This window comes from Pontixanthobacter luteolus (genome assembly GCF_947494915.1).
GTDB lineage: Bacteria > Pseudomonadota > Alphaproteobacteria > Sphingomonadales > Sphingomonadaceae > Pontixanthobacter > Pontixanthobacter luteolus.
Window position 1 is genome coordinate 60,039 of sequence record NZ_CANLWR010000001.1, and the last position, 24,379, is coordinate 84,417.

Consider the following 24,379-nt stretch of genomic DNA (forward strand, 5'->3'; position numbering starts at 1 on the left):
AGCCTGATCAGGCGGCGGCACCTTCTTTTTTGGCCAGTAGCCGTTCGGTCACGTCGAAAGTGCGCTGGTTGTCCACGTCGATGGCGAATTCGCCGTTCGACATCACGATCGGGCACATCTTGAAGCCGAACCGCTTGGAAACCTGCTCGAAAATCTTTTCCTTGGTGCCCCAGCCGAAATAAAACCGGATCAGGTTCATGATCCCGAATGCCTGCGCGATGCGCTTGGGGAATTTCACGAATTGCCCGCCATTGCGCATGATTTCCGCAGCGGAGAGCGCCTCTCGCGAACCCATCCAGTAGGTGTTGCAGTTGGAATATCCGCCATCGCGGAATTCGTAGAATTTCTTCTGCCCTTCCGGGTCGGCGGCGCGGACATCTTCCTTGCGGGCCAGCGCGGCAGCAGCGCCTGCTTCTGCGGCCAGTGCCTTGTCGATAAACTCGGCATATCCGTCGCTGGTCACCAGGCAATTGTCCGCCGTGGTAATCATGATCGGGAACAGAGCATCGTCGGCACCGGAAAACACGCTATCAACCAGATTGAACGCGCCGGGCCGCATCACCAGCCGGCCTTCTGCAATCAATTTGGCAACCGTTGGCAATTGCTCGATCTCGTCGGGCTCATGGGCGACGATACGGATTTCGCCGATCCGGTCGCATCCGGCGACTTCGCGGACAACGCGCTCCACCATCGGGACGCCGCGCACGGGAACTACGCATTTCTGCGCAACGCCTGCATTTGCAGCAAGGGGGTCGAGAACGCCGGAACGCTTGCCGGCCATTATGAGTGCAGTTACTTTCACGGTTTGGTCCCTAGTGTCTGGTGCATATTGCGCAAGTCTTGCCATAGTTGGGGATGGAAGGCACGGCTGGCCAGATATGCGGATAATTTTCAGCAGAAAAGGTTTCGACAGCGCGGCTGGCGGCGGACCATCGCCGATTGTTGGCGGCAGGCCGATCAGCTTGCCGATCCCGAGCGGCGGCCATTCGGCGACGACCTATGCCGATCTGGGGCTTGGCGAATTGGCCGGGGCGGCAAGCCGGGGCAAGGTTTCGCCTGCCGACTACTGTCATCATGATCCCATGTTTCGCAGCGATGGCGTGTGCCTGTTCGGCCAATGCGGCGCAGCGCAAACCCATCTAGCCAATCAGGGTGTAGGTATCGGCGATGTGTTCGTGTTTTTCGGGCTGTTCCGCGCGGGTAAATCGGGAGAGCCGCATCACCGAATATTCGGATATCAGAGGATCGAGAAGATCGTCGATCTGACCGCTTGCGGCGAAGCGCAGCGGGCCGAATATGCCGAAATGGGCCACCCGCACGCGCTTGGGCTTCATGCGAAGAATGATGTGATTTACGTGGGCGATGGCAGGACCGCTGGATCGGCCGGCGATGATCTCAGGCTGACGGTAGCGGGCGGCCCGCCCAGCCTGTGGAACCGGCCCGCATGGCTGCGGCGCGGGGAACTGACCTATCATGACCGCGCTGATCGCTGGTTACGCGGCCAGCGGCTTAGGAGCGTTGCGCGGGGGCAGGAATTTGTCGCCGATATCGGCCGCCGCTGCGCCCCGCGCGAATGGCTGGATCAGATTATCTCGGCAATCAGTAAGTCTTGATGATCGACGAGAAATCGAGCGCCCCGTTTCCGGCACCGCTGTAATCTTCGTAAAGCGATGCGGCCCTTGAACTCAACGGAACGGCGCTGTCGGAATTTTCCGCCGCCTCCATCGCCAGACGCAAATCCTTCAGCATCAGCGCAGTGGCAAACCCGCCCTGATACTCATTGTCAGCCGGGCTTTGCACACCGACACCGGGCAGTGGGGTATAGGTGTTGAGTGACCAGTTCGAACCCGAGGATTGCGAGCTGATCTCATAGAACTTCTGCGGGTCGAGGCCGAGTTTTTCCGCCATTTTCATGGCTTCGCAGGTACCGATCATATGAACCGCCAGCAGCATGTTGTTGCAGATTTTTGCGGTTTGGCCTGCACCGGCATCGCCTGCGCGGATCACGGCCTTACCCATGCCCTGCAGGATCGGCTCTGCGCGGGCGAACGCGCTTTCGGTGCCGCCAACCATAAACGTCAACGTGCCGCCATTGGCTGCCGCAATCCCGCCGGAAACAGGCGCATCGACCATTTCGTATCCCGCCTTGGTCGCGGCTTCGGTCACTTCCTTCGCGGTGGCAACATCGATGGTCGAACAATCAAGCAGGATTGCGCCTGCTGGTGCATGACCGACCACATCGTTTTCATAGACCGCTTTCACGATACCGCCATTTGGCAGCATGGAGACCACAGCCTCGACGCCTTGAACGGCTTCTTTCAGGTCGTGAAACACTTCGCAGCCCGCGTCCTTCGCTGCGCCGCGCGCCTGTTCGGCAAGATCGAATGCGTTGACCTGATGCCCGGCCTTCACGAGGTTTGCGGCCATGCCGCCGCCCATATTGCCGAGGCCGATAAATGCGATTTTCATGTCACTCTCCCAGAAGTGAAAGCACCGCTAGTCCACCAAGGATCATCAACGGGCCAAAAATTAACATCAGGACTGGCCGCACGTAAGCTGCAAACCGGTCCCAATTATTGCGGGCCAGCGGCTCTTCTTCACCGCCTGCCTTGAGTATTGCCGCCTCGATCAGACTGATACGCTCTTCGCGGCGATGCTTCCAACCGGTTGCCCCAAGCCAGACGAAAAGCAGGCCGAACAGCAGCAGGCCAAGACCTTCGAGGATTATCTCCCAGTCCACTTGCCTTCACGCTTTTCAACGAAGGCTGCCATGCCCTCTTTCTTGTCTTCACTCGCGGTCAGAATCTGGAACAGGCGGCGTTCCTGAACGATGCCCTGTTCGAGCGTCATCTCGTAAGCCGAATTGACCATTTCCTTGTTCGCGATCGCAGCCATTGGCGGCATCGATGCGATGAGCGCGGCGGTTTTCTTTGCTTCGGTCATCAGTTCGTCATGCGGCACGACTTTTGCGACCAGATTGCTGCGTTCTGCCTCTTCTGCGCCCATCATGCGGCCCGTCAGGCACATTTCCATCGCTTTCGACTTGCCGACTGCGCGGGTGAGGCGCTGGCTGCCGCCCATGCCGGGGGCTACACCCAGCTTGATCTCGGGTTGGCCGAATTTCGCGTTGTCGCTGGCGATGATGAAATCGGCCATCATCGCAAGCTCGCACCCGCCGCCCAGTGCAAAGCCGTTGACCGCTGCAATCCACGGTTTACGCGTGGTTTTCACGATCTCGCTGGTCCACCGGCTGAAGAAATCGTCGAGATAGAAATCGGCGGCTGCCTTGTCCGACATTTCCTTGATGTCGGCACCTGCGGCAAATGCCTTGTCGCCCGACCCGGTGATGATCGCACACAGCTGGCTGTCATCGGCCTGATACCCGGCGAAGGCTGTGATCAGTTCCTCCAGAACCACGCTGGAAAGCGCATTCAACGCTTTCGGCCGGTTGAGCGTGATGATGGTGACGGCACCGTCAGTTTCGGTGAGGATGGTTTCGTAGCTTGCGCTGGTGTCGGTCATAGTGGTTTCCATTCTTCATCGGCGGGGAGAGGGGCAAAGATGCTGTCCAGCAATTCCTCGCTCACTTCCTCCGGGGTCGCCGGGGTCCATTTGGGATCGTGCGTCTTGTCGACGATCACGGCGCGCACGCCTTCTGCAAAATCGGGACGCAGCAATACGCGCGAACCGATGCGGTATTCCATCCGCATATTGTCTTCAAAACTGTTTAGTTTCGCGCTTTCCGCCAGCAGCCGAAGGGCGACTTTCAGCGTTTGCGGGCTCTTTGTGCCTAGTGTGTCGCGTTCCTTGGCGGCCCATTCGCTGCCATTGTTTTCTACATCGGCTTCCAGACTGGCGAGGATGTCTTCCAGCCGATCCGATGCGAAATGCTTCGCGATCTTGTCTGCATTTTCCTCGATACGTGCTTTGGGCGGGCTGCCTGGCATCTCCGCCATCACGCCGGAAATCCGCCCGGGCTTTTCAATGATCCGCGCCTTCGCATCGGCGAGCATTTCGCTCGGCAAGTAATGCGTTGCGAGTCCGGCCCACAGACATTCAGCCCCGTCGAGCCGTGCACCGGTGAGCGCGAGGAATTGCCCAAGGCGGCCGCCAAGCCGCGACAGGTGCCAGCCGCCGCCAACATCGGGGAACAGGCCAATGCCCGTCTCTGGCATCGCAAACCGCGTGTTTTCGGTCGCGACACGGAATTTCGCGGGCAGGGCAATCCCGACGCCGCCGCCCATGGTGATGCCGTCCATGAACGCCACGATTGGTTTCGGATAGGTCATCATCTGGTGATTCAGCTGATACTCGTCATGGAAGAACTGCCGGCCTTTCACACCGCCATCTTCCAACGCCGATTTTCGCAGCAGGTTGATATCGCCGCCAGCGCAGAACCCGCGCCCCTCGGCATGATCGAGGATAACCGCCTCGATCGCATCGTCATCTGCCCATTTGGCCAATGCCGCGCTCATCGCGTGGCACATGTCCAGCGTCAGCGCGTGGATTGCCTTCGGACGGTTGAGCGAGATGTGGCCGACCCGGCCATGGGTGTGGATCAAAATATCGTCTGTCACGATGCAGCTTTCTTCGGTTCTATCAGGTCCCACCGGTTTCCGAACGGGTCACTGAAAACGGCCACTTTGCCATATGCTTCATGGCGCGGCTCTTCATGGAATAATACGCCCTTTGCCACAAAAGCGGCATGGGATGCAGCGAAATCATCCGTGTGCAAAAAGAACCCAACGCGCCCGCCGGCCTGATTTCCGATGGCCTCTCGCTGGCGGTCGCTGGACGCCGCCGCAAGCAGCAGACGGCCGCCCGAACCGGGCGCGGCCACGACCCAGCGCTTGCCGCCGCCCAGATCAATGTCTTCCGCCAGTTCGAACCCCAGCGTTCCGCAATAGAAATCGATGCCGGCATCATAATCCGGCACCACGATCGCGGTCATGTCGAAATGCAGGCTTGGCACGAATGGTTACTGGCGCAGCAAGTCGCGGCCAACGATCATTCGCATCACCTGGTTTGTGCCTTCCAGAATCGAATGCACGCGCAGATCGCGCCAGAAGCGTTCGATCGGGTATTCACGCAGATAGCCATAGCCGCCGAAAAGCTGCAGCGCATTGTTTACCACATTGCTGCCGCTGTCGGTCGCAAGCCGTTTGGCCATCGCGGAAAAGCGCGATTTGTCCGGCGCATTGTCGGTCACCTTGGCTGCGGCGAGATACAGCAAGGCCCGTGCAGCCTCCAGTTCGGTCGCCATGTCTGCGAGCATGAACTGGGTGTTCTGGAAATCGGCGATCGGTTGCCCGAACTGCTGGCGTTCCTTGGTGTATCCAATCGCCTCGTCGAGGCAGCGCTGCGCACCGCCCAGCGAACACGCGCCGATGTTAAGGCGCCCGCCATCAAGACCCATCATTGCGAAACGGAAACCTTCGCCTTCGTCGCCGACGCGGTTGGATACCGGAACGCGACAATCTTCGAAAATCAGCTGCGCGGTCGGGCTCGCATTCCAACCCAGTTTCTTTTCAGGTTTGCCAAAGCTGAGGCCCGGCGTGTCCTTGTCCACCACCAGGCAGGTAATGCCCTTAGACTTGTGCTCACCCGTGCGCACCATCACGACATAGACATCGTTGAAACCGCTGCCGGAAATGAACTGTTTTGTACCGTTCAGCACATAATGGTCGCCGTCGAGTGTGGCGGCAGCTTTCAGGCCCGCAGCATCGGACCCGCTGCCGGGCTCGGTCAGGGCATAGCTGGCAATCTTGTCGAGCGTGACGAGGTCGGGGAGGTATTTCTCCTTGAGCGCAGCAGATCCAAACTGGTCGATCATCCATGCGGCCATGTTGTGGATGGAGATGTAGGCGCTGGTTGCCGGGCAGCCGTAAGCCATTGCCTCCATGATCAAGGCGGCTTCCAGCCGGCCAAGCGCAATACCGCCCGATTCTTCGGACACGTAAATCGCGCCGAAACCGAGTTCACCGGTCCGCTGGATCACATCACGCGGGAAATGATGGTTCTCGTCCCACTCCGCAGCGAAGGGGGTGATGTTGTCGGCGGTAAAACGCTGCGCCATTTCCTGGATCGCAAGCTGGTCTTCATTGAGTTGGAATTGGTTTGTCATGACCGCGCCCCTAGCACCTGTGAACGGCCGGTTGAAGGGCGATCAGCGGGCCAGAGAGAGTTTGTTCCCCGGGGTCTGTCCGAACAGGTTGGCAAAAAGAAAATGGCTGACGCGGATTGCCCGTGCCAGCCATTTCCTCGGTCAACGAACTGCGTAGCAGCTCGATGCCCCCTGTCTTTAACAGAGCCTGTCAGTCAGCCAAGCGGCAGTGGCGATATGAACGGTACTGGCCGCCCGGCGTCGCGGTTTCAGTGGTTGTGCATTCATAGTTGCCGATCATCGAATCCTCGCGGAAATTGAACGCGGTGTCGATTTCCTGACCCGGCTGAAGCGTACCCTTGTCGCGGTAGACCTGGTAAACCAACACGCCGTCCTGATTGCGCTTGTTCGTGATCTTTGCATCGCAGTTTGCGTCCAGCTGATAAGGCTGGTCTTCTGCGCCGCGCACGATGCAATTGTCGTTGCGGATCTGCTCAGCAGCATTCACCGGCTTGTTTTCCGGTGCTGCGGAAAGCGGTCCGGCCATGATTGCGGCTGCGCCGGCGGCGAGTAATACATATTTACGCATATTAAAGTCCTCCCAAGTATCAGTTCGCGCCCTCTGCGACCAGTTTGAGGCGAGGTGTCCCACAAAGTGGATGCCCGCTGTCTAAGGCTGGGTCGGCCAGGGTGATTGGACAAATGCGTCTTTTCAAAAAGGCAGCAGAACGGCTGCCAAAACGGTGCGTGCTTTGCCCCAGGTTGCAGGCAAGCAAAAGGGCCAGCCCAGCCATCGCCGCGCCGACCCCTTCCAATTCTTATACAACCGTATCGTCGTTACCGGCGAGATGCCGGGGATGCGGTTATTCGCCCAGACGGCAGTGGCGGAAAGAGCTGGTTTTACCGCTCGGTTGTGCCGTTTCGACCAGCTTGCACTCATAGTCTCCGATCATGAATTCTTCCCGGTTCACGAAAGCTGTATCGATTTCCTGGCCCGGTTGCAGAGTGCCCTTGTCGCGGTAGGCCTGATAGATCAGTCGCCCGTCCTTGTTGCGTTTTACGACGTATGTCGCCTCGCATTCCGGGTCGGCCTGAAATGGTTGGTCAAGCGTGCCGCGCACGATGCATCCCGTCACCTGCGTTTGCGTTGCGGCGTGGATGGGTTTGTTATCCGGTGCAGCTGAAACGCTGCTGGCAATCGCAGCTACAAGCGATCCAGTTGCCAAAAGTGTGAGTGTGCGCATGATATGTCCCCTCAATTCTACATTCGCGGCCTCTACCCACAAGGCTGAGTGCTGATGGCACGCAGCTTGTCGGCAGGATGGAACTAGCTGCGCTCAAACTTCACTGATTGGACAAATACGTCTTTTCAGCCTCAGTGCTCGACGACTGCTTCAGCCTCGATTTCAACCAGCCATTCGGGGCGGCACAGGGCGGCCACACCCATCATGGTGGCGGCTGGGCGAGCGGCACCAAAGAAGTGCGAATGAACTTCGCCCACTTCGGCCTGTTGATCGATATCGGTCAGCAGCATTCGCGTGCGCACGACATCAGCGGCGGTTCCGCCAAGTTTTTCGATAGCTTTCACGATCAGCGCGCAGCAGCGTTCCGCCTGCTCGGCCGCTCCGCCTTCGGTTGTTTCGCCGTCATCCTCGATAGGGCCGGTGCCCGCGACGATGATGCGATCCGCGCCGTGGCCGGGAATGCGGATGGCCCGGCAAAATCCGAACTGATCCTCGAACGGAGAACCCGATGATGTGCGCGTCCGGTTTGGCATCAGGCAGGGCAGCGCTTGCGCGGGTATTCGTCTTTCACCTTGGGCTTCGTGCCATCGCTCACGCTCAGCGTTTTACCGTCGGCGGACAGTGACAGGCGGGAGACCTGCACCCATTGTTCACCTTCGCCCTCCATCACCAGATCGACCAGCGCATCGCTGCCTTCCGAACCAACGCCGGCAACTAGACCGAGAGATTCGTAATACAGAATCTGCCGAGGCTTGATTTCCGTTCGCATGTCGGACGCCGGATTGCAGGTTCCGCCAACATAATCCCATACGCCTTGGAAACGCGCCGGAATATTGCCTGCTAATTCGTCAAGCGGGGGTGCGCCGTCGCCGATCCCGCCATCGGGTTCGACCGGAATTGCCTGATCGGGTTCGATCGTCGTCACAGGCTCGGTCGGTTCGCCGCCGCGGTCGCAGGCTGCGAGCAGTGCGACCATGGCGAGAGGGATCAGGCGTCGTCGCATAATGGTTACCCCATGGTTGGAATGACAAAGGCGTTTGACCCGTCGCCGGCGCCGTCTGGCCAGCGCTGAGTGACCTTCTTGGCCTTGGTCCAGAATTTCAGGCCTTCCATGCCATATTGATCGATGTCGCCAAAGCCGCTGCGTTTCCACCCGCCGAAGCTGTGGTAGCTGACCGGGACGGGAATTGGCACGTTGATGCCAACCATCCCGACATTCACGCGGCTGGCAAACTCGCGGGCCGCGTGGCCGTTTCGGGTGAAGATAGCCACGCCGTTGCCGTATTGATGCTCGCTCGGCAGGCGGACTGCGTCTTCAAAGTCCCGCGCCCGTACGATCTGCAGCACCGGCCCGAAGATTTCTTCCTTGTAGCTTTCCATGTCCGTTGTGACCCGGTCGAGCAGGGTCGGGCCGACAAAGAAACCGTCCTCGTGACCCTGCAGGGAGAACCCGCGTCCGTCGATCACGACTTCGGCGCCTTCCTTTTCCGCCGTATCGATCCAGCCTTCGACGCGCGCCTTATGTTCCGGTGTGACGACTGGGCCGTAATGCGCGTCGGGATCGTTGGATACGCCCACGCGCAAGGCGTTGATCGCCGGAATCAGTTTTTCGCGAAGCCGGTCTGCGGTGTCTTCGCCAACCGGGACAACAACCGGCAGCGCCATGCAGCGTTCGCCTGCTGATCCGAAAGCAGCGCCCGCAAGATCGTTGACGACCTGGTCCAGATCCGCATCGGGCATCACGATACCGTGGTTTTTCGCCCCGCCGAACGCCTGAACGCGCTTCGCATTGGCGGCTCCGCGCTGGTAGATGTACTGCGCGATGTCGGATGATCCGACGAAGCTGATCGCCGGAATATCCGGGTGGTCGAGGATCGCATCCACCATTTCCTTGTCGCCGTGAACCACTTGCAGCAGCCCTTCTGGCGCGCCGGCTTCTACGAACAGTTCTGCCAGACGAACGGGCACGCTCGGGTCGCGTTCGCTGGGCTTCAGGATGAATGCGTTGCCCACCGCGATCGCCATGCCGAACATCCACATCGGGATCATCGCAGGGAAGTTGAACGGGGTGATACCCGCACAAATACCCAGCGGCTGGCGCATCGAATAGACATCGATACCCGGGCCTGCGCCCTGGGTATATTCGCCCTTCAGCGCCTGGGGGATGCCGCAAGCGAATTCGATGACTTCAAGCCCGCGCTGCACGTCGCCATGCGCGTCATCCACCACCTTGCCGTGTTCGCTGGAGAGCAATTCTGCCAATTCCTGTTTGTGCAGTTCGACCAGCCGTTTGAATTCGAACATCACGCGGGCACGTTTCTGCGGATTGGTCGCGGCCCATTCAGGCTGCACTTTCTTCGCTTCTGCAACCGCCTTTTCCAAAAGCGTCTCATCGCCCAAGCCGACTTCGGCCTGCACTTCGCCGGTCGACGGGTTCCAGATTTTGTGTGTGCGGCCGGTGCTGGTGCCAGCTCCGCCTGCAATGAAGTGATCAACCTGACGCATCGCGCATCTCCTGCAAAGTCTTTTGAATTATTGTTGCGCGCTCCATAGCGCGTTCAAGCTGCCAATGCGACCCCGCAGATATGCATTCAGCGTTTGGCGGATGCGCCTAGCCGACCTGCGCCATCATCGCTGCGCACAGGATCGCGGCGTATGTGCCCACGGCATAACCCAGCACCGCCAGCAGCACCCCGACCGGTGCCAGGGCGGGATGGAATGCAGCTGCAACCACGGGGGCGGATGCTGCCCCGCCGACATTCGCCTTGCTGCCCACAGCGACAAAGAAGAACGGTGCGCGGATGATCCGGGCGACTGTCAGCAGCAGGATCGTGTGGATCAGCATCCAGATCAGTCCGATGACCATGAATGAAGGCGCATCGGCGATTTTCAGAATGTTCATCTTGGTGCCGATTACCGCCACCAGCAGGAAGATGAACACGGTGCCGAATTTGCTCGCCCCGACTCCTTCGAGGTTGCGCGCTTTGGTGAAGCTGGCGGCCAGTCCCAGAGTGGTGGAAATCACCACGACCCAGAAAAAGCTGCTCGCTAGAGTCGCTTCTTCTCCCCACAGCCCGGCGAAAAAGCTGCCCAGTGCCGATCCGCCCAGATGGCATAGTCCGACCACGGCGAAGGTCGCGCCGAACAGCAGGACATAGTCATTTGCGCTGGCCACGCGTTCGACCGAAGCGGTGTAACTGGCCATCTTGTCGCGCAGCGCATCGATCGACGAACTGTCCGCCTTGAGCCAACCGTCGACCCGCTTACTGTCACCGGCACCGTAAAGCAGGAACGCCATCCAGATATTCGCGACGATAATGTCGACGGCGATCAGCGCGGAGTAATTTTCGATATTGTAGCCATAAACTTCCAGCATCGCGGTCTGGTTGGCGCCCCCGCCGATCCAGCTGCCCGCCAAGGTGGCAAGCCCGCGCCATGCGGCGTCTGCTCCACTGCCGACGATGGCAGGATCGAACTGAGCGACGATCCACAGCGCAATCGGTCCCCCGATCACGATGCCGATGGTGGCGGTGAAGAACATGATCAGCGCCTTGGGACCCAGCCCGAGGATACCCCGCATATCGATGCTAAGTGTCATCAGGAACAACGCGGCGGGCAGGAAATAATCCTTCGCAATTGGCCAAAGATTGCTGTCATCGACATTGATCAGGCCGAAGGTCACCATCAGCGACGGAACGAGATAACAGACCAGGATGATCGGCACGAAAATGTAGAATTTCTGCCAACCCTCACGGTCGCGCGTGAAAAACACAAAGGCAAGCACTGCCGCCAGCAGGCCGAGGATCACCCGGTCGTCCGTAATCATTGAAATCGCTCTCCCATCAGGTCGTTGATCCGCCTGTAGCGGGGCCAGTGCGGAAAAACCATGTTGACGGATAAACGAGCCGGTGCAATCGCCGCGAATGGACCTTGCGGGTGTAGCTCAATGGTAGAGCAGCAGCTTCCCAAGCTGACGACGAGGGTTCGATTCCCTTCACCCGCTCCAGCGCCGCTTTCCCAAGACATCCCGGAAACGCTTTCGAACCTTTGGAAACCATAGGGTTTCTGGTGTTCGGTTGTCCTGCATTTGCCCGCACAGTCTCGCCAAATTTCCCAATTTGGCAGCTCGTCAGGGCTCGTCCTTTTGGCTCAGGAGACCTTCTAGGCGCTGTCACGCACAATCAAGTGCGGAGGCAGGACCAGGCTTTCTGTATCTTCTCCAGCGAGGCGCCGAAGCAAAAGGTCCGCGAGCCCCTTGGCACCTGCGGCGATATCCTGCCTGACAGTTGTCAGGGGAGGGACGGTCTGGCTTGAGATTGGCAGATCGTCGAAACCCACGATCTTGAGTTGAGCCGGCACATTGATGTTGCGGTCCCTGAGTTCCTTCAGGCACGTGACAGCAATCGTGTCTGTTGCCGCGAAGATGCCGTCGATCTCGCCTTCGATATTGCTCAAATGCTCTGCGATTTCCTCGCTGGTTTGATCCCGTGACAAGTGTGTGGGAAGCGCGCGAATAGATACGCCCATCTTTTCGGCGACTTCCTTTGCGCCTGCAAAACGGGCGGCAAATTCGATTGGCTGTGTATCTCCCAGAAATGCGAGACGCCTGGCTCCGGCTGCAATAAGCTTTTCCGCCGCGAGCTTTCCGCCCAAACGGTTGTTGGTACCGACAACGCAATGCCGCTGACCCTCCTGATGGTTGCCCCAGACCACCATCGGCAGATAGCCATCCGCAACGTCTTCGATCCGGTCAAACTGGTCGGACTGGCCGACCACGATGACGCCATCGATCATGCCTGAACCGATGAACCGGTCGAGCCAATCCTGGTCCTGTGCAGGGATGACCCGCCTCAACATGATGTCAAAACCCCTCTCGGTCAGCTCGTCTGCCAAATGACCGAGCAACGTCATGAAGAAGGTGTCAGAGATTTGCTGTCTGACGTCATGGCCCAGTGGAATGGCGACCCCGATGACCCCTGTTTTTTGCCTGCGCAGCTTGCTCGCCATCTGGTTCGGCCGAAATCCGTGCTCGCGCGCGATGGCTTCAATCTTTTCGCGCGTCTTGGTGTTGACCAGACTGTTTCCGGAAAGCGCTCGGGAGACGGTTCCGGGCGAGACACCGGCAATCTTTGCCAGGTCCGTGATGGTGCGGACGCGGTTTGGCTTGTCTACGGAAGGTTGAGTGTCTGAATCGGCCATTATCGCCCCTTAGCCTGCCACAATCTTTTGTTCACGCGGCACTCTGTGCCCAGCATCGACAAAAAGAGTTGCAATGGCACCCACAAACATGAGCGCACCGCCAAGCATCAATACATTACGCGGATCTCCGCCTAGCACCGGATTGTAGATCAGCGGCATCGTCAGCGTTTGGAAAAGCATCGGGATCACGATGAACATATTGAAGATGCCCATGTAAATGCCGTTGCGGTTAGCCGGGATTGAATCTGCCAGCATCACGTAAGTATTGCCCATCATTCCGGCCCATCCGATACCAATGCCGAGCATCAGAACGAACAACGCCATCGGGGTCTCGACACCCGGGATGAGCAGCATGGCCGTGCCCGAGGCCGACAAGCAAACTGCATGCACCAATCTTGCGCCAAGCCGCGCCACGATTGGTATGAGCAACAAGGCCCCTAGAAAAGCGATGAAGTTGTAGAGCGCGCCCGCCTGCTGTGTCGTCAGCGTGGCTTCGCGGAACGCGGCGGTGGAGGGATCGGAAGTGTCGTAAAGTGAGCGGCCGACTGCGAAGGTAATGTACTGCCAGTATGCGAACATCGCGTACCACTGGCAAAGCATTGCAAGCGCGAGCTGGCGCATCGGTTTTGGCATGTCGCGGATCGCATCCACGATCTCTACGAACGTGTCCTTCACGGTCAAAGGCTTCTTTTCCAGAGCGGCCTTCTCATCATCGGTCATCGGCAGTTCGGGAACCCGCCATACCGACCAGGCGATGGTAGAGATCGATAGGATCGCACCAATGATGAACGCGATGCGGACGATTACCGGGATGCCATTGTCGTCAAGTACGTCCTGCGCAATGAAAGCGGTCAGCAAAGTTGGAGCGAGATAGGACAGGGTTTGCGCGAGCCCGGTAAACGCGCTCTGCGTCAGGAACCCGACTGACCGTTGGCCCGGCACGAGGCGGTCTGCGACATAGGCGCGATATGGCTCCATAGTGATGTTGTTGCCAGCATCGAGAATCCACAGGAGTGATGCCGCCATCCAGAGCGTGGATGAATATGGCATAAGGAAAAGGCTGATCGTGCAGATGATTGCGCCGATCAGGAAATAGGGTGTGCGGCGCCCGAAGCGGGTGTTGGTGCGGTCGCTCATTGCGCCAACGATTGGCTGGATGATGAGACCGGTCATTGGGCCGGCAAGCCACAAAAGCGGCATCGTCGCCTCGTCAGCACCGAGGAAGCCGTAGATTGGCCCCATATTGGCCTGCTGCAGGCCGAAACTGAACTGCAGGCCAAAAAAGCCAATGTTCATTTCAATGATTCGCAACAAAGAAAGCCGTGGTTTTACCGCGGTTTGCATGGTTCAACATCCTCTCACGTGCCGTTATTCTCTCGGCCTTGTTGCATTTTCGTGACATAGTTTGCGCATGATTGCAATCGTTTGCAATTTCGCTGTTGCAATCGTTTGCAATGGAGTTATGCCTTACTGCGAATCGCGCAATATAGTGCGAGGGATTAAGGAGAGATCGACATGAAGTTTTGTCACGCTTTGGCTTTCGGCGTCGCGCTGGGCGCCTTTTCGACCCCGGTTTTTGCGCAGGCTCAGGATGCCGCCTCGGATGAGGCTGCCAATGATGGCGGAGAAATTATCGTTACCGCTGTCGCCCGCGGCCAAAACCGGCTTGAAAGCTCGGTCTCGGTCAGCGCCGTAAGCGCGGAGCAGATCGCCGATCTTGCTCCGCCGTCATCGGCTGACCTTATCCGTCAGATCCCCGGCATTCGTGCCGAAGCATCGGGTGGTGAAGGCAATGCAAACATCGCCGTGCGCGGTATCCCGGTTTCAACCGGCGGTGCACGCTACCTCCAGCTCCAGGAAGACGGTCTGCCCGTCCTCGAGTTTGGTGACATTATCTTCGGCAACGCCGACAATTTCCTGCGCGCTGACCGCAACGTCGCGCGCGTCGAAGCGGTTCGCGGTGGTTCGGCATCGACTTTCGCATCCAATGCCCCGGGCGGTGTGGTCAACTTCATCTCTAAAACTGGCGCGCAAGAAGGGGGCGCGATCCAGGGAACAATAGGCGTCGATTTCGAGACCTACCGGGTCGATTTCGATTACGGTAGCAGCCTTGGCGAAGACCTCTATTTCCACGTCGGCGGTTTCTACCGCACTGGCGAAGGTCCGCGCGACATCGGCTATAACGGCTATGACGGCGGTCAGGTCAAAGCGAACCTCACGAAAGAATTCGACGGCGGCTATGTTCGTTTTCATGCCAAGTATTTGAACGATACGACGCCGACCATTCTGCCGCAGCCAGTGTTCGTTGGCGGGACCAATTCTGATCCCAGCTATACATCTATCGCCGGTTTCGACGCTCGCACGGACTCGCTTTACAGCCCGTTCATTACCACCATCACGACACTTGATGGCGGCAACAATCCGACCACCTACAATTTCCGTGATGGTCTCTCGGTTAAATCGCAGGCATTTGGCGTGGAAGCAGAGATTGATGTTGGCTCTGGCTGGACGCTGACCAATCGTTTCCGTTACGCCAACAATTCGGGAAGCTTCGTTTCGCCGTTCCCGGCAAGCGTAGGTGCTGCTCAGGAAATCGCGGATGGTATCGGCGGCGCTGGTTCAAGCATCGTCCTTGCCACCGGACCGAACTCCGGCGACGTGGCAACCGCATCCACCATTGGCGGAAACGGCCTGCTGACCAACATCGTGAACTTCAATGTCCGGTTGAACAGCCTCGACAACATCACCAACGATTTCCGCATCAGCAAGGATTTCGACTTTGGCGGCGGTTCGGCAACCTTCACCTCGGGCTTCTATCTGTCGCGTCAGGACGTTGACACTGACTGGCTCTGGACCTCGCATGTCCAGACTGTTCAGGGTGACGGGCAGGCCGTGCTTGTCGACATCGTTGATGCAGGCGGAAACACGGTAACCCAGAATGGTGTGGTTGGCTTTGGTGCGAACTTCTTCGGCAATTGCTGCCGTCGTAATTACGACGTGGCTTACAGCACCTATGCACCGTTTGCCTCGCTCGCACTCGAATTCGACCGTCTGACATTGGATGCCAGCATCCGATACGATTATGGCGATGCCAGCGGCACGGTCACCGGTGACGGGCCGGTTACCAGCTTCGATTTCGACAATGACGGCACCATCAGCACCCCGGAATCGCTAACCAGCGTTCTGCCACTGGGTAGCCCTGCTCCGGTCAATTATGACTTCGACTATTTCTCATGGTCGATCGGCGCGAACTACCTTGTGACTGATGATCTGGGCGTCTTTGCGCGTTACAGTCAGGGCGGTCGCCACACCGCTGACCGCAGCTTGCTCTCGCCAGCTGTTAGCACTGTCGATGGCGGTCTGCCGGGCGGAGACAATGGCGTGATCGCTGACGTCAACCAGCTTGAATTGGGCTTGAAGTATCAGGCGAACGGCCTGTCGCTCTACGCCACTGGCTTTTATGCCGAGACGAGCGAAACGAACGTCGAAATCGCTCCGCTGCTGCTGACCGACACCGACTACGAGGCCTTGGGCATTGAGCTTGAAGGCGCCTATTCGGTTGGTCCGTTCTCGCTTTCTGCAGGTGTAACATGGACCGATTCTGAAATCGTCCGCTCGCTCAACGCTGGCGTGATCGGCAACACGCCGCGTCGTCAGGCGGACTTCGTCTATCAGGCAACTGCACAGTATGATGACGGCTTCTTCAAAGCAGGCGCCAACATCATCGGCACCACCGACAGCTTCACGCAGGATAACAACCAGCTGGAACTGCCGGGCTATAGCCAAGTCAATGCCTTCCTGGCCATTCGCCCAATTGACCGTGTCGAGTTGGCGCTGAATGCAACCAACCTGTTCAATCAGTCTGGCTATACAGAAGCAGAAGAAGGGGCGATCCCGGGCAACAACCTTGTCCGCGCACGCTCAATTGCTGGTCGTACGATCGCAGCATCAATCCGCTTCGACTTCTGAAGCAAAAGAGAGTTGGCGGCCGGTCGGGACAAAACTGTTTCGATCGGCCAAAGACACTCAAGTAGTAATCAATCGCTGCTTCTCTACTTTGGCAAGGCGACAAGGCGGGCTGCGCGTCTTTCGACAAGTTGGCACGCTTTTGCAAAACGACGATGGGACCTATGACTGCTATCGATGGTAAACTTGCGGATATGAAACCCTCGGCAACGTGCTGGACACCTGATGTTCTCGCGGGTCTCGCGGAAGCCAAGTTCGATCAGGCAGCGATCATTGATGCCACCGCTGCCAAGCCGATGTCGCCATCACTTGATGTCTGGGACGCTTGGCCTCTTGCCGATCCTCACGGAAATCCCGTGGCCTGGTGCGGCGGCGAGTTGTGGTTTGCGTTGACTGTGGAGAGAGCCGCAGACCCTGAACAACGTCATCATCTCGCTCGGATCCATCACTTTCACCGGCTTGGTGATCAATTCAGACATATCGGCCTGACGTTGCCGGAAGAAATTTCGCCCGCCGCGCGGCAATGGTCCGGCTCGGCTCGGCTCGAAAACGGGGAAGTCACGCTGTTCTTTACCGCCACAGGGCACAAGGGCGATGCGACACTTTCCTATCACCAGCGCCTGTTTCTGACGCGCGCGCCGATGCCTGCAGACGGTGAGTTTGGCGCATGGTCAGAGCCGGTGGAATTCGTTCAGGCCGATGGACATTTCTATCGCCCCGCCAACGAGAACGAAGGTGAACCGGGCAAGATCAAGGCGTTTCGCGATCCCTCGCATTATCGTAGCCGCGAGGGTCAGGATTATGTCCTGTTTACCGGCTCATCGGGCACGCAGCCCAGTCTGCATGACGGTGTCATTGGCGCAGCGATTGCCGAGGGCGATGGTTACAGCTTGCTCCCTCCGCTGATCACCGCATCCGGCGTAAGTAACGAGCTCGAACGGCCTCATATCGTTGAGCATGGGGGGCGGATATATCTGTTCTGGTCCACCCAGCGTGGTGTGTTCGCGCCGGGCATCGTCGCCCCAACAGGACTTTACGGAGCAGTCGCCGAATCGATCGATGGCCCGTGGACCTTTTTGAACGGACACGGACTGGTGATCGGCAATCCGATCGAACGGCCGACACAGGCATATAGCTGGTGGGTCTTGCCCGATCTAAGCGTGACCAGCTTCGTCGACTATTGGGGACCGGACGACGACACTCTGCCGGAAGCAGAAACGCGCAGGGCGCGCTTTGGTGGAACCTTCGCTCCATTCGTGCAGCTCGAACTTGATGGCGCGACGTCGCGAGTGGTCGGCTGAGAATGGACCTTGCGGGAAAAACGGGCCTGATCGGCGGTATCGAGGCTGGCGGAACCAAGTTCGTGCTTGCTGTCGGTCATTCACCGACCGAGATCATAGCGCGGCACGAAATTCCCACCGAATCTCCCGCAAATACGCTGGCGCAGGCAGCGGCATGGCTTGAAAGCCATGGCCAAATAGACGCGATCGGCATTGCCAGTTTCGGACCTGTCGAGCTGGACCAATCATCGCCACGCTGGGGATACATCACCAACACGCCCAAACCGGGCTGGGCGAATTGCGATATCGCCGGATTTTTTGCCGAGCGATTTGGAGTGCCGATTGGCTTCGACACTGACGTAAACGGCGCGGCGCTTGCCGAACATCAGCATGGTGCTGGCCGGGATGCATCGTCACTTGCTTACATCACGGTGGGCACCGGTATTGGCGGAGGCCTGATACTGGGCGGCAAGCCGGTTCATGGGGCCGCGCATCCGGAGATGGGGCACATTTACCCGCGCCGTCACTCGCACGATATGAATTTCGAAGGGACATGCCCTCATCACCGCGATTGCCTCGAAGGGTTGGCTAGTGGTCCGGCTATCAAGGCGCGTTGGGGAGCGTCGCTATCCGAGCTGCCGTCTGATCACATCGCGCATGAGATCATTGCTGACTATTTGGCTCAGATTGCCCATTCGCTGATTGCTATGACTGCGGCGGAAGCCATCGTCATGGGGGGTGGCGTCATGAAGACGCCTCGTTTGCTCGACCGCGTTAGGAAAAGAGCATCGGAACTGAGCGCAGCGTATTTTCCTGGGCAAGCTAAACACAAGATCGTTGCGCCGGGCTTGGGTGACCAGGCGGGTATTACCGGAGCGATGCTGCTCGCGCCATCGGTATGAGGTCAGCTTTTGGGCTGATGCTGCCCCTTATTCGATGACCGCCATCGGGGCGCAAATTGACAAGTCGCCGCGCCCAATCGCCGGGCACCATTCACATACGAGTTCCCAGTGGCACCGGTGACAAGCGACAGCTAGCAAGCTAGTCAGGTCGCGCTGCAGCGGGCGCAAATGTCCCTCACAATCCCGTGTTTTTTCACAGAAGCGCGGGTAAGTGGAGAGCGGATAGCGGCTTTTTCGTTTCTCGGGTTTTATAAAACAAAGTAAGTTCAGTTGTTTACTTGACCTATTGGTCTCCCTCCACCGTTCCAGCCCTCTTTCCGGGTTTGCGGTGGCGGCAACAGATACAGGGAGCCTTCATTGACACAGGACCGGCGTGAAGCTTTCTGGATGGCTGATCTCTACGGAGAGATGCAGCTGGCCGAGCACACGCAGCGGCCCAGCCTGCTTGGCTATATCCCCGGTCTTGCGTTGGTCGGCGTGGCTGCACTCGCTTCGCTTTGGCTGAGTGATCAATATGGCGCGCCATCGGTCCTGATGGGGCTGTTGATCGGTTTTGCTCTCAATTTCACCAATGCGGACCGCAGGCTGGCACCGGGGCTGGATCTGTCGTCGCAGACGTTGCTGCGGATCGGCATCGTTCTGATCGGGATGCGGATCAGCTTTGCCGAAATTGCTGCACTTGGCATTATCCCGTTTCTGTCACTCGTGGGCATCATGGCAGCGGTAATCGCCGCGGGGGTGATTGCTGCAAAACTTCTCAAGCTGGATCTGCTGTTCGGACTGCTTGCGGGCGGGGCGACGGCAATTTGCGGGGCCTCCGCCGCGCTTGCACTGTGGAGCATCATCGGAGAGCGCCGCATTAGCCAGGAGCGGTTTACGATTGTCCTGCTCGGGACAACGCTGGCGAGTGCATTTGCCCTGACATTCTATCCGGCTCTCGCAGCGATGCTGTCGCTGAACGACACGCAGGCGGGTTTCCTGACCGGGGCGTCGATCCACGACGTCGCCCAGGCGCTGGCCGGCGGGTTCGCGTTTTCGGAACAGGCGGGCGAAGTGGCGACCGTGGTCAAACTATCGCGCGTGGCCTTGCTGGTGCCGATCCTGGTGCTGGTATCATTGGCGCTGCAGCGCTTCTCGCCCGGCGGCGAAGAGGCTGGAGGGCGCAAGTTCAGTATCAAACAGGGGCTGCCATGGTTCATTCTTGGCTTCATTGCGCTGGTTGCGGTGAACAGCCTGATGCCAATCCCGCAGCCGGTGGTAGATTTCGGGTCCAGAAGCGCAAGCACCCTGTTGCTGTTCGCCGTAATCGCAGCGGCCATCAAATCGGATCTGTCGGGCATGCTCGCGCATGGCTTGCGCAGTTTTGGGCCGGTCATTATTACGACGTTGACCGCGTTCGGCCTGTCCCTGCTGACGGTTCAATTCCTTTAATGCCGGAGTGCACATGAATATCTTCACAGACCATCCGCGTTCAGTCGGCGAAAGCTATGGCGAGCACTTCGTTGCTGCGACCAGCTTCGGTTTGCCGATGATCACTGCCGGTCTGGCATGTGTGCTGCACGGCTTCTTCCCGTTCCTGTTCGAAAAGACAGGCAGCAATCTGGTGCGCAAACTGTATGACCGTATGGTCCTGAACAGGAAGAAGATGGTTCAGGAAACCAGCGCCGGGCAGCAAATGGACTGGTGTATCTAGCGAAAGCGCGGTCGGCTCAGCCCAGGGTCTCCATGTCGATGACGAAGCGGTATTTCACGTCGCTTTCTTCCATCCGGTCGTAAGCTTCGTTGACTTCATCCATCCGGATCATCTCGATTTCCGGAGTGATGCCTTTCTCGGCACAGAATTCGAGCATTTTCTGCGTTTCCTCGATCCCGCCGATTCCGCTTCCGGTCAGGATCTTGCGGCCCAGCAGCAGGCCGGTGTGAAGTTCGGGCATCATGTCGATCATCCCCACCAGCACCTGCGCACCGTCGACTTTCAGCAGGTGCAGATACGGCGCGACATTGTGGCGCACGGGGATGGTGTTGAGGACCATGTCGAAATAGCCTGACTTCGCCTTCATCGCGTCTTTATCGGTCGTGATCAGGAAGTCGTGAGCGCCCAGTGCTGCGGCGTCTTCGCGTTTGCTTTCGGTGCGGCTGAGAACGGTCACCTCGGCACCCATCGCTGCGGCGAATTTCACGCCCATATGGCCAAGCCCGCCAAGCCCGGCGACAGCAACCTTGCTGCCCGGCCCGACTTTCCAGTTCCTGAGCGGTGAGTATGTGGTGATCCCTGCGCACAGCAGGGGGGCGGCATCGGCCATGTCCAGCGCGGCTGGAACTTTCAGGACGAATTCTTCGCGGCAAACGATGCGGTTGGAATAGCCGCCTTGCGTTTTGCTGCCATCATGCCGGTCGGTCCCGCCATAGGTGCCGACCATGCCGTTCTTGCAATATTGTTCGAGGCCCTGCTTGCAATGATCGCACTGCTTGCAGCTATCGACCATGCAGCCGATTGCCACGCGGTCGCCAACCTGATGGCGGGTAACTGCCTCGCCAACTGCGGCAACCTTGCCGGTAATTTCATGGCCCGGCACGATGGGATAGGTTGTGCGGCCCCAGTCATTTCGGGCAGTGTGCAGGTCTGAATGGCAGATGCCGCAATGCGTAATGTCGATCAGCACGTCGTCATCACGCAGCCCGCGCCGGGTAAAATCGAAAGGTGCCATGCCGCTATCGGGCGATGTCGCAGCATATCCGGTAACGGGATATTCGTTGGTAGCCTGGGTCATTGCATAGGGTCCTTTAACGCGGCGGCATCCGGATCGCCCCGTCGAGACGGAACTGATGGCCATTGATGTAGCTGTTGCTGGCGATTTCCACGATCAGGCTGGCAAATTCCTCTGGATGACCGAGCCGTTTCGGAAACGGGACGCTGGCATTCAGTTGATCCCACATTTGCGGGTTGCGATCCTTCATGCCCAGCATCAGCGGTGTGGCAAAGATCCCGGGCATGACCGAGTTTACGCGAATTCCCATATCCATCAGGTCACGCGCCAACGGCAGCACAAGCCCGTTCACACCGGCTTTGCAGGAGCCGTAAATTACTTGGCCGATCTGCCCGTCTTGCGCGGCGACGGAGGCTGTCAGCGTGATCGATCCACGCTCGCCATCTTCGTTCACGGCCTCTGAATTGGCCATGCCGAGGGCAGAAAGCGAAGCGACACGGTAGCTGGCAATAAGTATGCCCTGCGCGCCGAATTCATAATCTTCGGTTGGCAGGCGCTTGTATCCGCCTTTCTCCTTGTCCCAGCCCAGCGTCTTCCCGCGCTTGCTGGCCATGGCGCAGTGCACGGTGACGCGTTCCTGGCCATTGGCGGCCCGTGCTGCAGCGAAACCATCGACAACCGATTGTTCGTCCATGATATCGACTTGGTGAAAAGTCCCGCCGATTTCCGCAGCGTATTTTTCCCCGTCCTCGTCATTGATGTCGAATATTGCGACTTTCAGGCCCTGCGCGGCGAGCGCTTTTGCGCTTGCATGGCCAAGGCCCGATGCCCCGCCGGTGACCACTGCGGCCATTCCGCTTTCGAGTTTCATTGCATCACTCTCCCTCGATGTTCTTATCTTTGCACCTGTCATGGGGGATTCATGGTGCTATCGCAATTGCGATTCAGATTCCGGGAGAGACTCGATGACCAATACCGCCGCACCATTCGCTGCCCCCAGCCGCCGCCAATTCTTGGGCGCGACAGGCACCGCCTTTGCCGCCTTGCTCGCCAGCGGGTGCACTGCGGGGCCAGCAGCGCGCAACGCGGTATCCGGCGGCAAGGCTTTCGCGGGTTATGGCCCGCTCGTTTCCGACCCGGCGGGACTGCTCGATCTGCCGGCCGGCTTTTCTTACCGGATCATCTCCAAACTCGGCGATCGCATGGCAGACGGACTCACCGTGCCCGACCGCGCTGACGGGATGGGCTGTTTCGATCTCGGCAATGGCAAGCTGGCACTGGTGCGCAACCACGAATTGATGCCCGACAACGATCCGGGCGGCGATATTCCGATGGGTTATGACCGGATCGAAGGCAAGGTTATGCCCGGCGGGACGACCACCATCGTGCTTGATGCGAAAACGCTGGAGGTCGAACAGGAATATCGCTCGCTCGCCGGAACGGTGCGCAATTGCGCTGGCGGGGTGACCCCGTGGGGCAGCTGGCTGACCTGCGAGGAAGCTGTCTTCGGAGTCACGGAAAAGAACCAGAAAGACCATGGTTGGGTGTTCGAAGTGCCTGCCAATGCTGGCACATTGGTCAATCCCGAACCACTGAAGGCGATGGGCCGTTTCAACCACGAGGCTGCCTGTGTCGATCCGGAAACCGGCATTGTTTACATGACCGAAGACCGGCAGGACAGCCTGCTCTACCGTTTCATTCCCAACGTGCGCGGCAAGCTGGAGCAGGGCGGCAAGCTTCAGGCACTGGCACTGGCCAATAACATCACCGACAGCCGTAACTGGTCCGACGCGGCAGTCAGCACCGGCGACATGCACGAAGTGCGCTGGATCGACCTCGACAATGTTGAAGCCCCCGAAGATGACCTGCGCAAACGCGGCGCGGCGCAGGGCGGGTTGCTGTTCGCAAGAGGGGAAGGCATCCATATGGGCGAGGGCGAGCTTTACTTCGCCTGTACCAATGGCGGCGCGGCGAAACTGGGCCAGATATTCAAGCTGGTACCTGGACGCGGCAAGCGCGCCGATGGGCTGGCGCTGTTTTTCGAAAGCACATCGCCCGATCAGTTCAATTACGGCGACAATTTGACCGTACAGGGCAATGGACACCTGATCGTCTGCGAAGACCAGTATACAGATGTGGTAAACAACCACCTTCGCGGCATCACGCCAGATGGCCAGGCTTATCCGCTGGCGTTGCTGCGGGTGCAGAGCGAACCGGCTGGTGCGTGCTTCTCTCCTGATGGTAAGGTGCTGTTCGTGAACAGTTACAGCCCGACCGCCACACTGGCGATCACCGGTCCCTGGTTCGGTTGAGCCGCAGCGCGGGGCTGATCGCCGGTGTCGGCTTTCCTGTTCTCGCTGGTTGCGGTTTTCCTGACTTCGCTCGGCAGCCGTGATCAGGTCCTGATTGCGCGCCTTTCGGGCGTACTTGGGCGCAATTATGCGCTGTTGGTACTTGGCTGCCTGATTGCTGCCGGCACCGCCGCATTGATGACAGCGGCGGGCGCGCATATCGGCGCGATGTTGCCCGGGCCTGCCAAAACGATGCTGGCCGCATTTGCCCTGATTATGGCCAGCGCCGAACTGGCGTGGCCGAACCGCGTCAGGAAACCGGTGGAACCAACCCGCTCTCTCGGCGCAATCGGCATTGTGCTGCTTGCACGGCAATTCGGCGATGCCTCGCGCTTCCTTATTTTTGCGTTTGCTGCGGGGGCGGGCCTGTCGTGGTTTGCCGGTGCAGGCGGGGCAATCGGGGGAATGGCAGCGGTCGCTCTCGGCTGGGTTCTGCGCGGTGATCTGGAGGCTGTCTTGCCGCTCAGAACGATCCGTACCGTGCTGGCGGTCGTGGTTGGCATCGCGGCAGCTGTGATCGCACTTTCCGCACGTGGTCTTATTTAGTAATCGAGATATCCGATTAGTCTAAAAGGGACAAACTGGGAAACCCAAGCGCGTTCCGCCCGTTGATCTTGCATATGCAC

At 58.8% G+C, this 24,379-nt stretch carries 25 protein-coding genes and 1 tRNA gene; 9 read left to right on the forward strand and 17 right to left on the reverse strand.

Features of this window, described 5'->3' with window-relative positions:
* Positions 1–7: 7 nt before the first annotated feature.
* Complete coding sequence (locus tag PO778_RS00190; protein WP_271438170.1) at positions 8–802, reverse strand: NTP transferase domain-containing protein; 795 nt, start codon at positions 800–802, stop codon at positions 8–10.
* Between the two features lie 76 nt (positions 803–878).
* Here PO778_RS00190 and PO778_RS00195 point away from each other — a divergent pair, with 76 nt between their 5' ends.
* Entirely contained in the window at positions 879–1,613 is a 735-nt protein-coding gene (locus PO778_RS00195) for an Nmad3 family putative nucleotide modification protein (protein WP_271438171.1), read from the forward strand.
* On the opposite strand, the gene mmsB is transcribed toward PO778_RS00195, so the two are convergent.
* The 12 genes from mmsB to PO778_RS00255 all read right to left on the reverse strand — a co-directional run bounded on the left by mmsB (position 1,600) and on the right by PO778_RS00255 (position 11,173).
* Positions 1,600–2,469 (reverse strand): 3-hydroxyisobutyrate dehydrogenase, encoded by an 870-nt coding sequence (mmsB, locus tag PO778_RS00200; RefSeq protein WP_271438172.1) that lies wholly within the window; start codon positions 2,467–2,469, stop codon positions 1,600–1,602. The genes PO778_RS00195 and mmsB overlap by 14 nt on opposite strands.
* 1 nt (position 2,470) lies before the next feature.
* The gene (locus tag PO778_RS00205) at positions 2,471–2,740 is read right to left on the reverse strand and encodes a hypothetical protein (RefSeq protein ID WP_271438173.1); all 270 of its coding nucleotides are present in this window, start codon (positions 2,738–2,740) and stop codon (positions 2,471–2,473) included.
* Entirely contained in the window at positions 2,725–3,522 is a 798-nt protein-coding gene (locus PO778_RS00210; RefSeq protein ID WP_271438174.1) for an enoyl-CoA hydratase-related protein, read from the reverse strand. Before PO778_RS00210 ends, PO778_RS00205 begins: the two co-directional genes overlap by 16 nt.
* Complete coding sequence (locus tag PO778_RS00215; protein WP_271438175.1) at positions 3,519–4,577, reverse strand: enoyl-CoA hydratase/isomerase family protein; 1,059 nt, start codon at positions 4,575–4,577, stop codon at positions 3,519–3,521. The genes PO778_RS00210 and PO778_RS00215 overlap by 4 nt, the downstream gene beginning before the upstream one ends.
* Positions 4,574–4,972: a VOC family protein gene (locus PO778_RS00220; RefSeq protein ID WP_333908169.1), complete on the reverse strand. Its 399-nt coding sequence runs from the start codon at positions 4,970–4,972 to the stop codon at positions 4,574–4,576. Before PO778_RS00220 ends, PO778_RS00215 begins: the two co-directional genes overlap by 4 nt.
* A gap of 6 nt (positions 4,973–4,978) precedes the next feature.
* A complete protein-coding gene (locus PO778_RS00225) occupies positions 4,979–6,124 on the reverse strand; it encodes an acyl-CoA dehydrogenase family protein (protein WP_160729130.1) in 1,146 nt (381 codons plus the stop codon).
* 190 nt (positions 6,125–6,314) lie between these two features.
* Positions 6,315–6,692 (reverse strand): hypothetical protein, encoded by a 378-nt coding sequence (locus PO778_RS00230; protein ID WP_271438176.1) that lies wholly within the window; start codon positions 6,690–6,692, stop codon positions 6,315–6,317.
* Positions 6,693–6,966: 274 nt separating this feature from the next.
* The gene (locus PO778_RS00235) at positions 6,967–7,347 is read right to left on the reverse strand and encodes a hypothetical protein (protein ID WP_271438177.1); all 381 of its coding nucleotides are present in this window, start codon (positions 7,345–7,347) and stop codon (positions 6,967–6,969) included.
* Between the two features lie 131 nt (positions 7,348–7,478).
* Positions 7,479–7,880: a RidA family protein gene (locus PO778_RS00240; RefSeq protein ID WP_271438178.1), complete on the reverse strand. Its 402-nt coding sequence runs from the start codon at positions 7,878–7,880 to the stop codon at positions 7,479–7,481.
* The gene (locus PO778_RS00245; protein WP_271438179.1) at positions 7,880–8,350 is read right to left on the reverse strand and encodes a hypothetical protein; all 471 of its coding nucleotides are present in this window, start codon (positions 8,348–8,350) and stop codon (positions 7,880–7,882) included. Before PO778_RS00245 ends, PO778_RS00240 begins: the two co-directional genes overlap by 1 nt.
* A gap of 5 nt (positions 8,351–8,355) precedes the next feature.
* Positions 8,356–9,852 (reverse strand): CoA-acylating methylmalonate-semialdehyde dehydrogenase, encoded by a 1,497-nt coding sequence (locus tag PO778_RS00250; protein ID WP_271438180.1) that lies wholly within the window; start codon positions 9,850–9,852, stop codon positions 8,356–8,358.
* Positions 9,853–9,958: 106 nt separating this feature from the next.
* Positions 9,959–11,173 (reverse strand): DUF819 family protein, encoded by a 1,215-nt coding sequence (locus PO778_RS00255; RefSeq protein WP_271438181.1) that lies wholly within the window; start codon positions 11,171–11,173, stop codon positions 9,959–9,961.
* A 106-nt stretch (positions 11,174–11,279) separates the two neighbouring features.
* On the opposite strand from PO778_RS00255, the gene PO778_RS00260 reads away from it, so the two are divergent.
* A tRNA-Gly gene (locus tag PO778_RS00260) sits at positions 11,280–11,353 on the forward strand.
* Between the two features lie 155 nt (positions 11,354–11,508).
* On the opposite strand, the gene PO778_RS00265 is transcribed toward PO778_RS00260, so the two are convergent.
* Positions 11,509–12,546, reverse strand: coding sequence for a LacI family DNA-binding transcriptional regulator (locus PO778_RS00265; RefSeq protein WP_271438182.1), 1,038 nt, complete (start codon positions 12,544–12,546; stop codon positions 11,509–11,511).
* A gap of 9 nt (positions 12,547–12,555) precedes the next feature.
* A complete protein-coding gene (locus PO778_RS00270) occupies positions 12,556–13,890 on the reverse strand; it encodes an MFS transporter (RefSeq protein ID WP_271438183.1) in 1,335 nt (444 codons plus the stop codon).
* Between the two features lie 171 nt (positions 13,891–14,061).
* On the opposite strand from PO778_RS00270, the gene PO778_RS00275 reads away from it, so the two are divergent.
* The 5 genes from PO778_RS00275 to PO778_RS00295 all read left to right on the forward strand — a co-directional run bounded on the left by PO778_RS00275 (position 14,062) and on the right by PO778_RS00295 (position 20,387).
* Positions 14,062–16,515 carry a TonB-dependent receptor domain-containing protein gene (locus tag PO778_RS00275; RefSeq protein ID WP_271438184.1) on the forward strand — a complete coding sequence of 818 codons (2,454 nt, stop codon included), beginning with the start codon at positions 14,062–14,064 and terminating at the stop codon, positions 16,513–16,515.
* Positions 16,516–16,676: 161 nt separating this feature from the next.
* A complete protein-coding gene (locus PO778_RS00280) occupies positions 16,677–17,813 on the forward strand; it encodes a glycoside hydrolase family 68 protein (RefSeq protein ID WP_271438185.1) in 1,137 nt (378 codons plus the stop codon).
* 2 nt (positions 17,814–17,815) lie between these two features.
* Positions 17,816–18,694, forward strand: coding sequence for an ROK family protein (locus tag PO778_RS00285; protein ID WP_271438186.1), 879 nt, complete (start codon positions 17,816–17,818; stop codon positions 18,692–18,694).
* A 357-nt stretch (positions 18,695–19,051) separates the two neighbouring features.
* Positions 19,052–20,125, forward strand: coding sequence for a YeiH family protein (locus PO778_RS00290; protein WP_271438187.1), 1,074 nt, complete (start codon positions 19,052–19,054; stop codon positions 20,123–20,125).
* A gap of 13 nt (positions 20,126–20,138) precedes the next feature.
* The gene (locus PO778_RS00295) at positions 20,139–20,387 is read left to right on the forward strand and encodes a DUF6356 family protein (protein ID WP_271438188.1); all 249 of its coding nucleotides are present in this window, start codon (positions 20,139–20,141) and stop codon (positions 20,385–20,387) included.
* Positions 20,388–20,403: 16 nt separating this feature from the next.
* Here the strand turns inward: PO778_RS00295 and PO778_RS00300 are convergent, their stop codons facing one another.
* Positions 20,404–21,465 (reverse strand): NAD(P)-dependent alcohol dehydrogenase, encoded by a 1,062-nt coding sequence (locus PO778_RS00300; protein ID WP_271438189.1) that lies wholly within the window; start codon positions 21,463–21,465, stop codon positions 20,404–20,406.
* A 13-nt stretch (positions 21,466–21,478) separates the two neighbouring features.
* Positions 21,479–22,273, reverse strand: a complete 795-nt coding sequence (locus PO778_RS00305) for an SDR family oxidoreductase (protein WP_271438190.1) — start codon at positions 22,271–22,273, stop codon at positions 21,479–21,481.
* A gap of 94 nt (positions 22,274–22,367) precedes the next feature.
* On the opposite strand from PO778_RS00305, the gene PO778_RS00310 reads away from it, so the two are divergent.
* The gene (locus PO778_RS00310) at positions 22,368–23,714 is read left to right on the forward strand and encodes an alkaline phosphatase PhoX (RefSeq protein ID WP_271438191.1); all 1,347 of its coding nucleotides are present in this window, start codon (positions 22,368–22,370) and stop codon (positions 23,712–23,714) included.
* A 24-nt stretch (positions 23,715–23,738) separates the two neighbouring features.
* Positions 23,739–24,299 carry a hypothetical protein gene (locus PO778_RS00315; protein WP_271438192.1) on the forward strand — a complete coding sequence of 187 codons (561 nt, stop codon included), beginning with the start codon at positions 23,739–23,741 and terminating at the stop codon, positions 24,297–24,299.
* Positions 24,300–24,379: the final 80 nt, after the last annotated feature.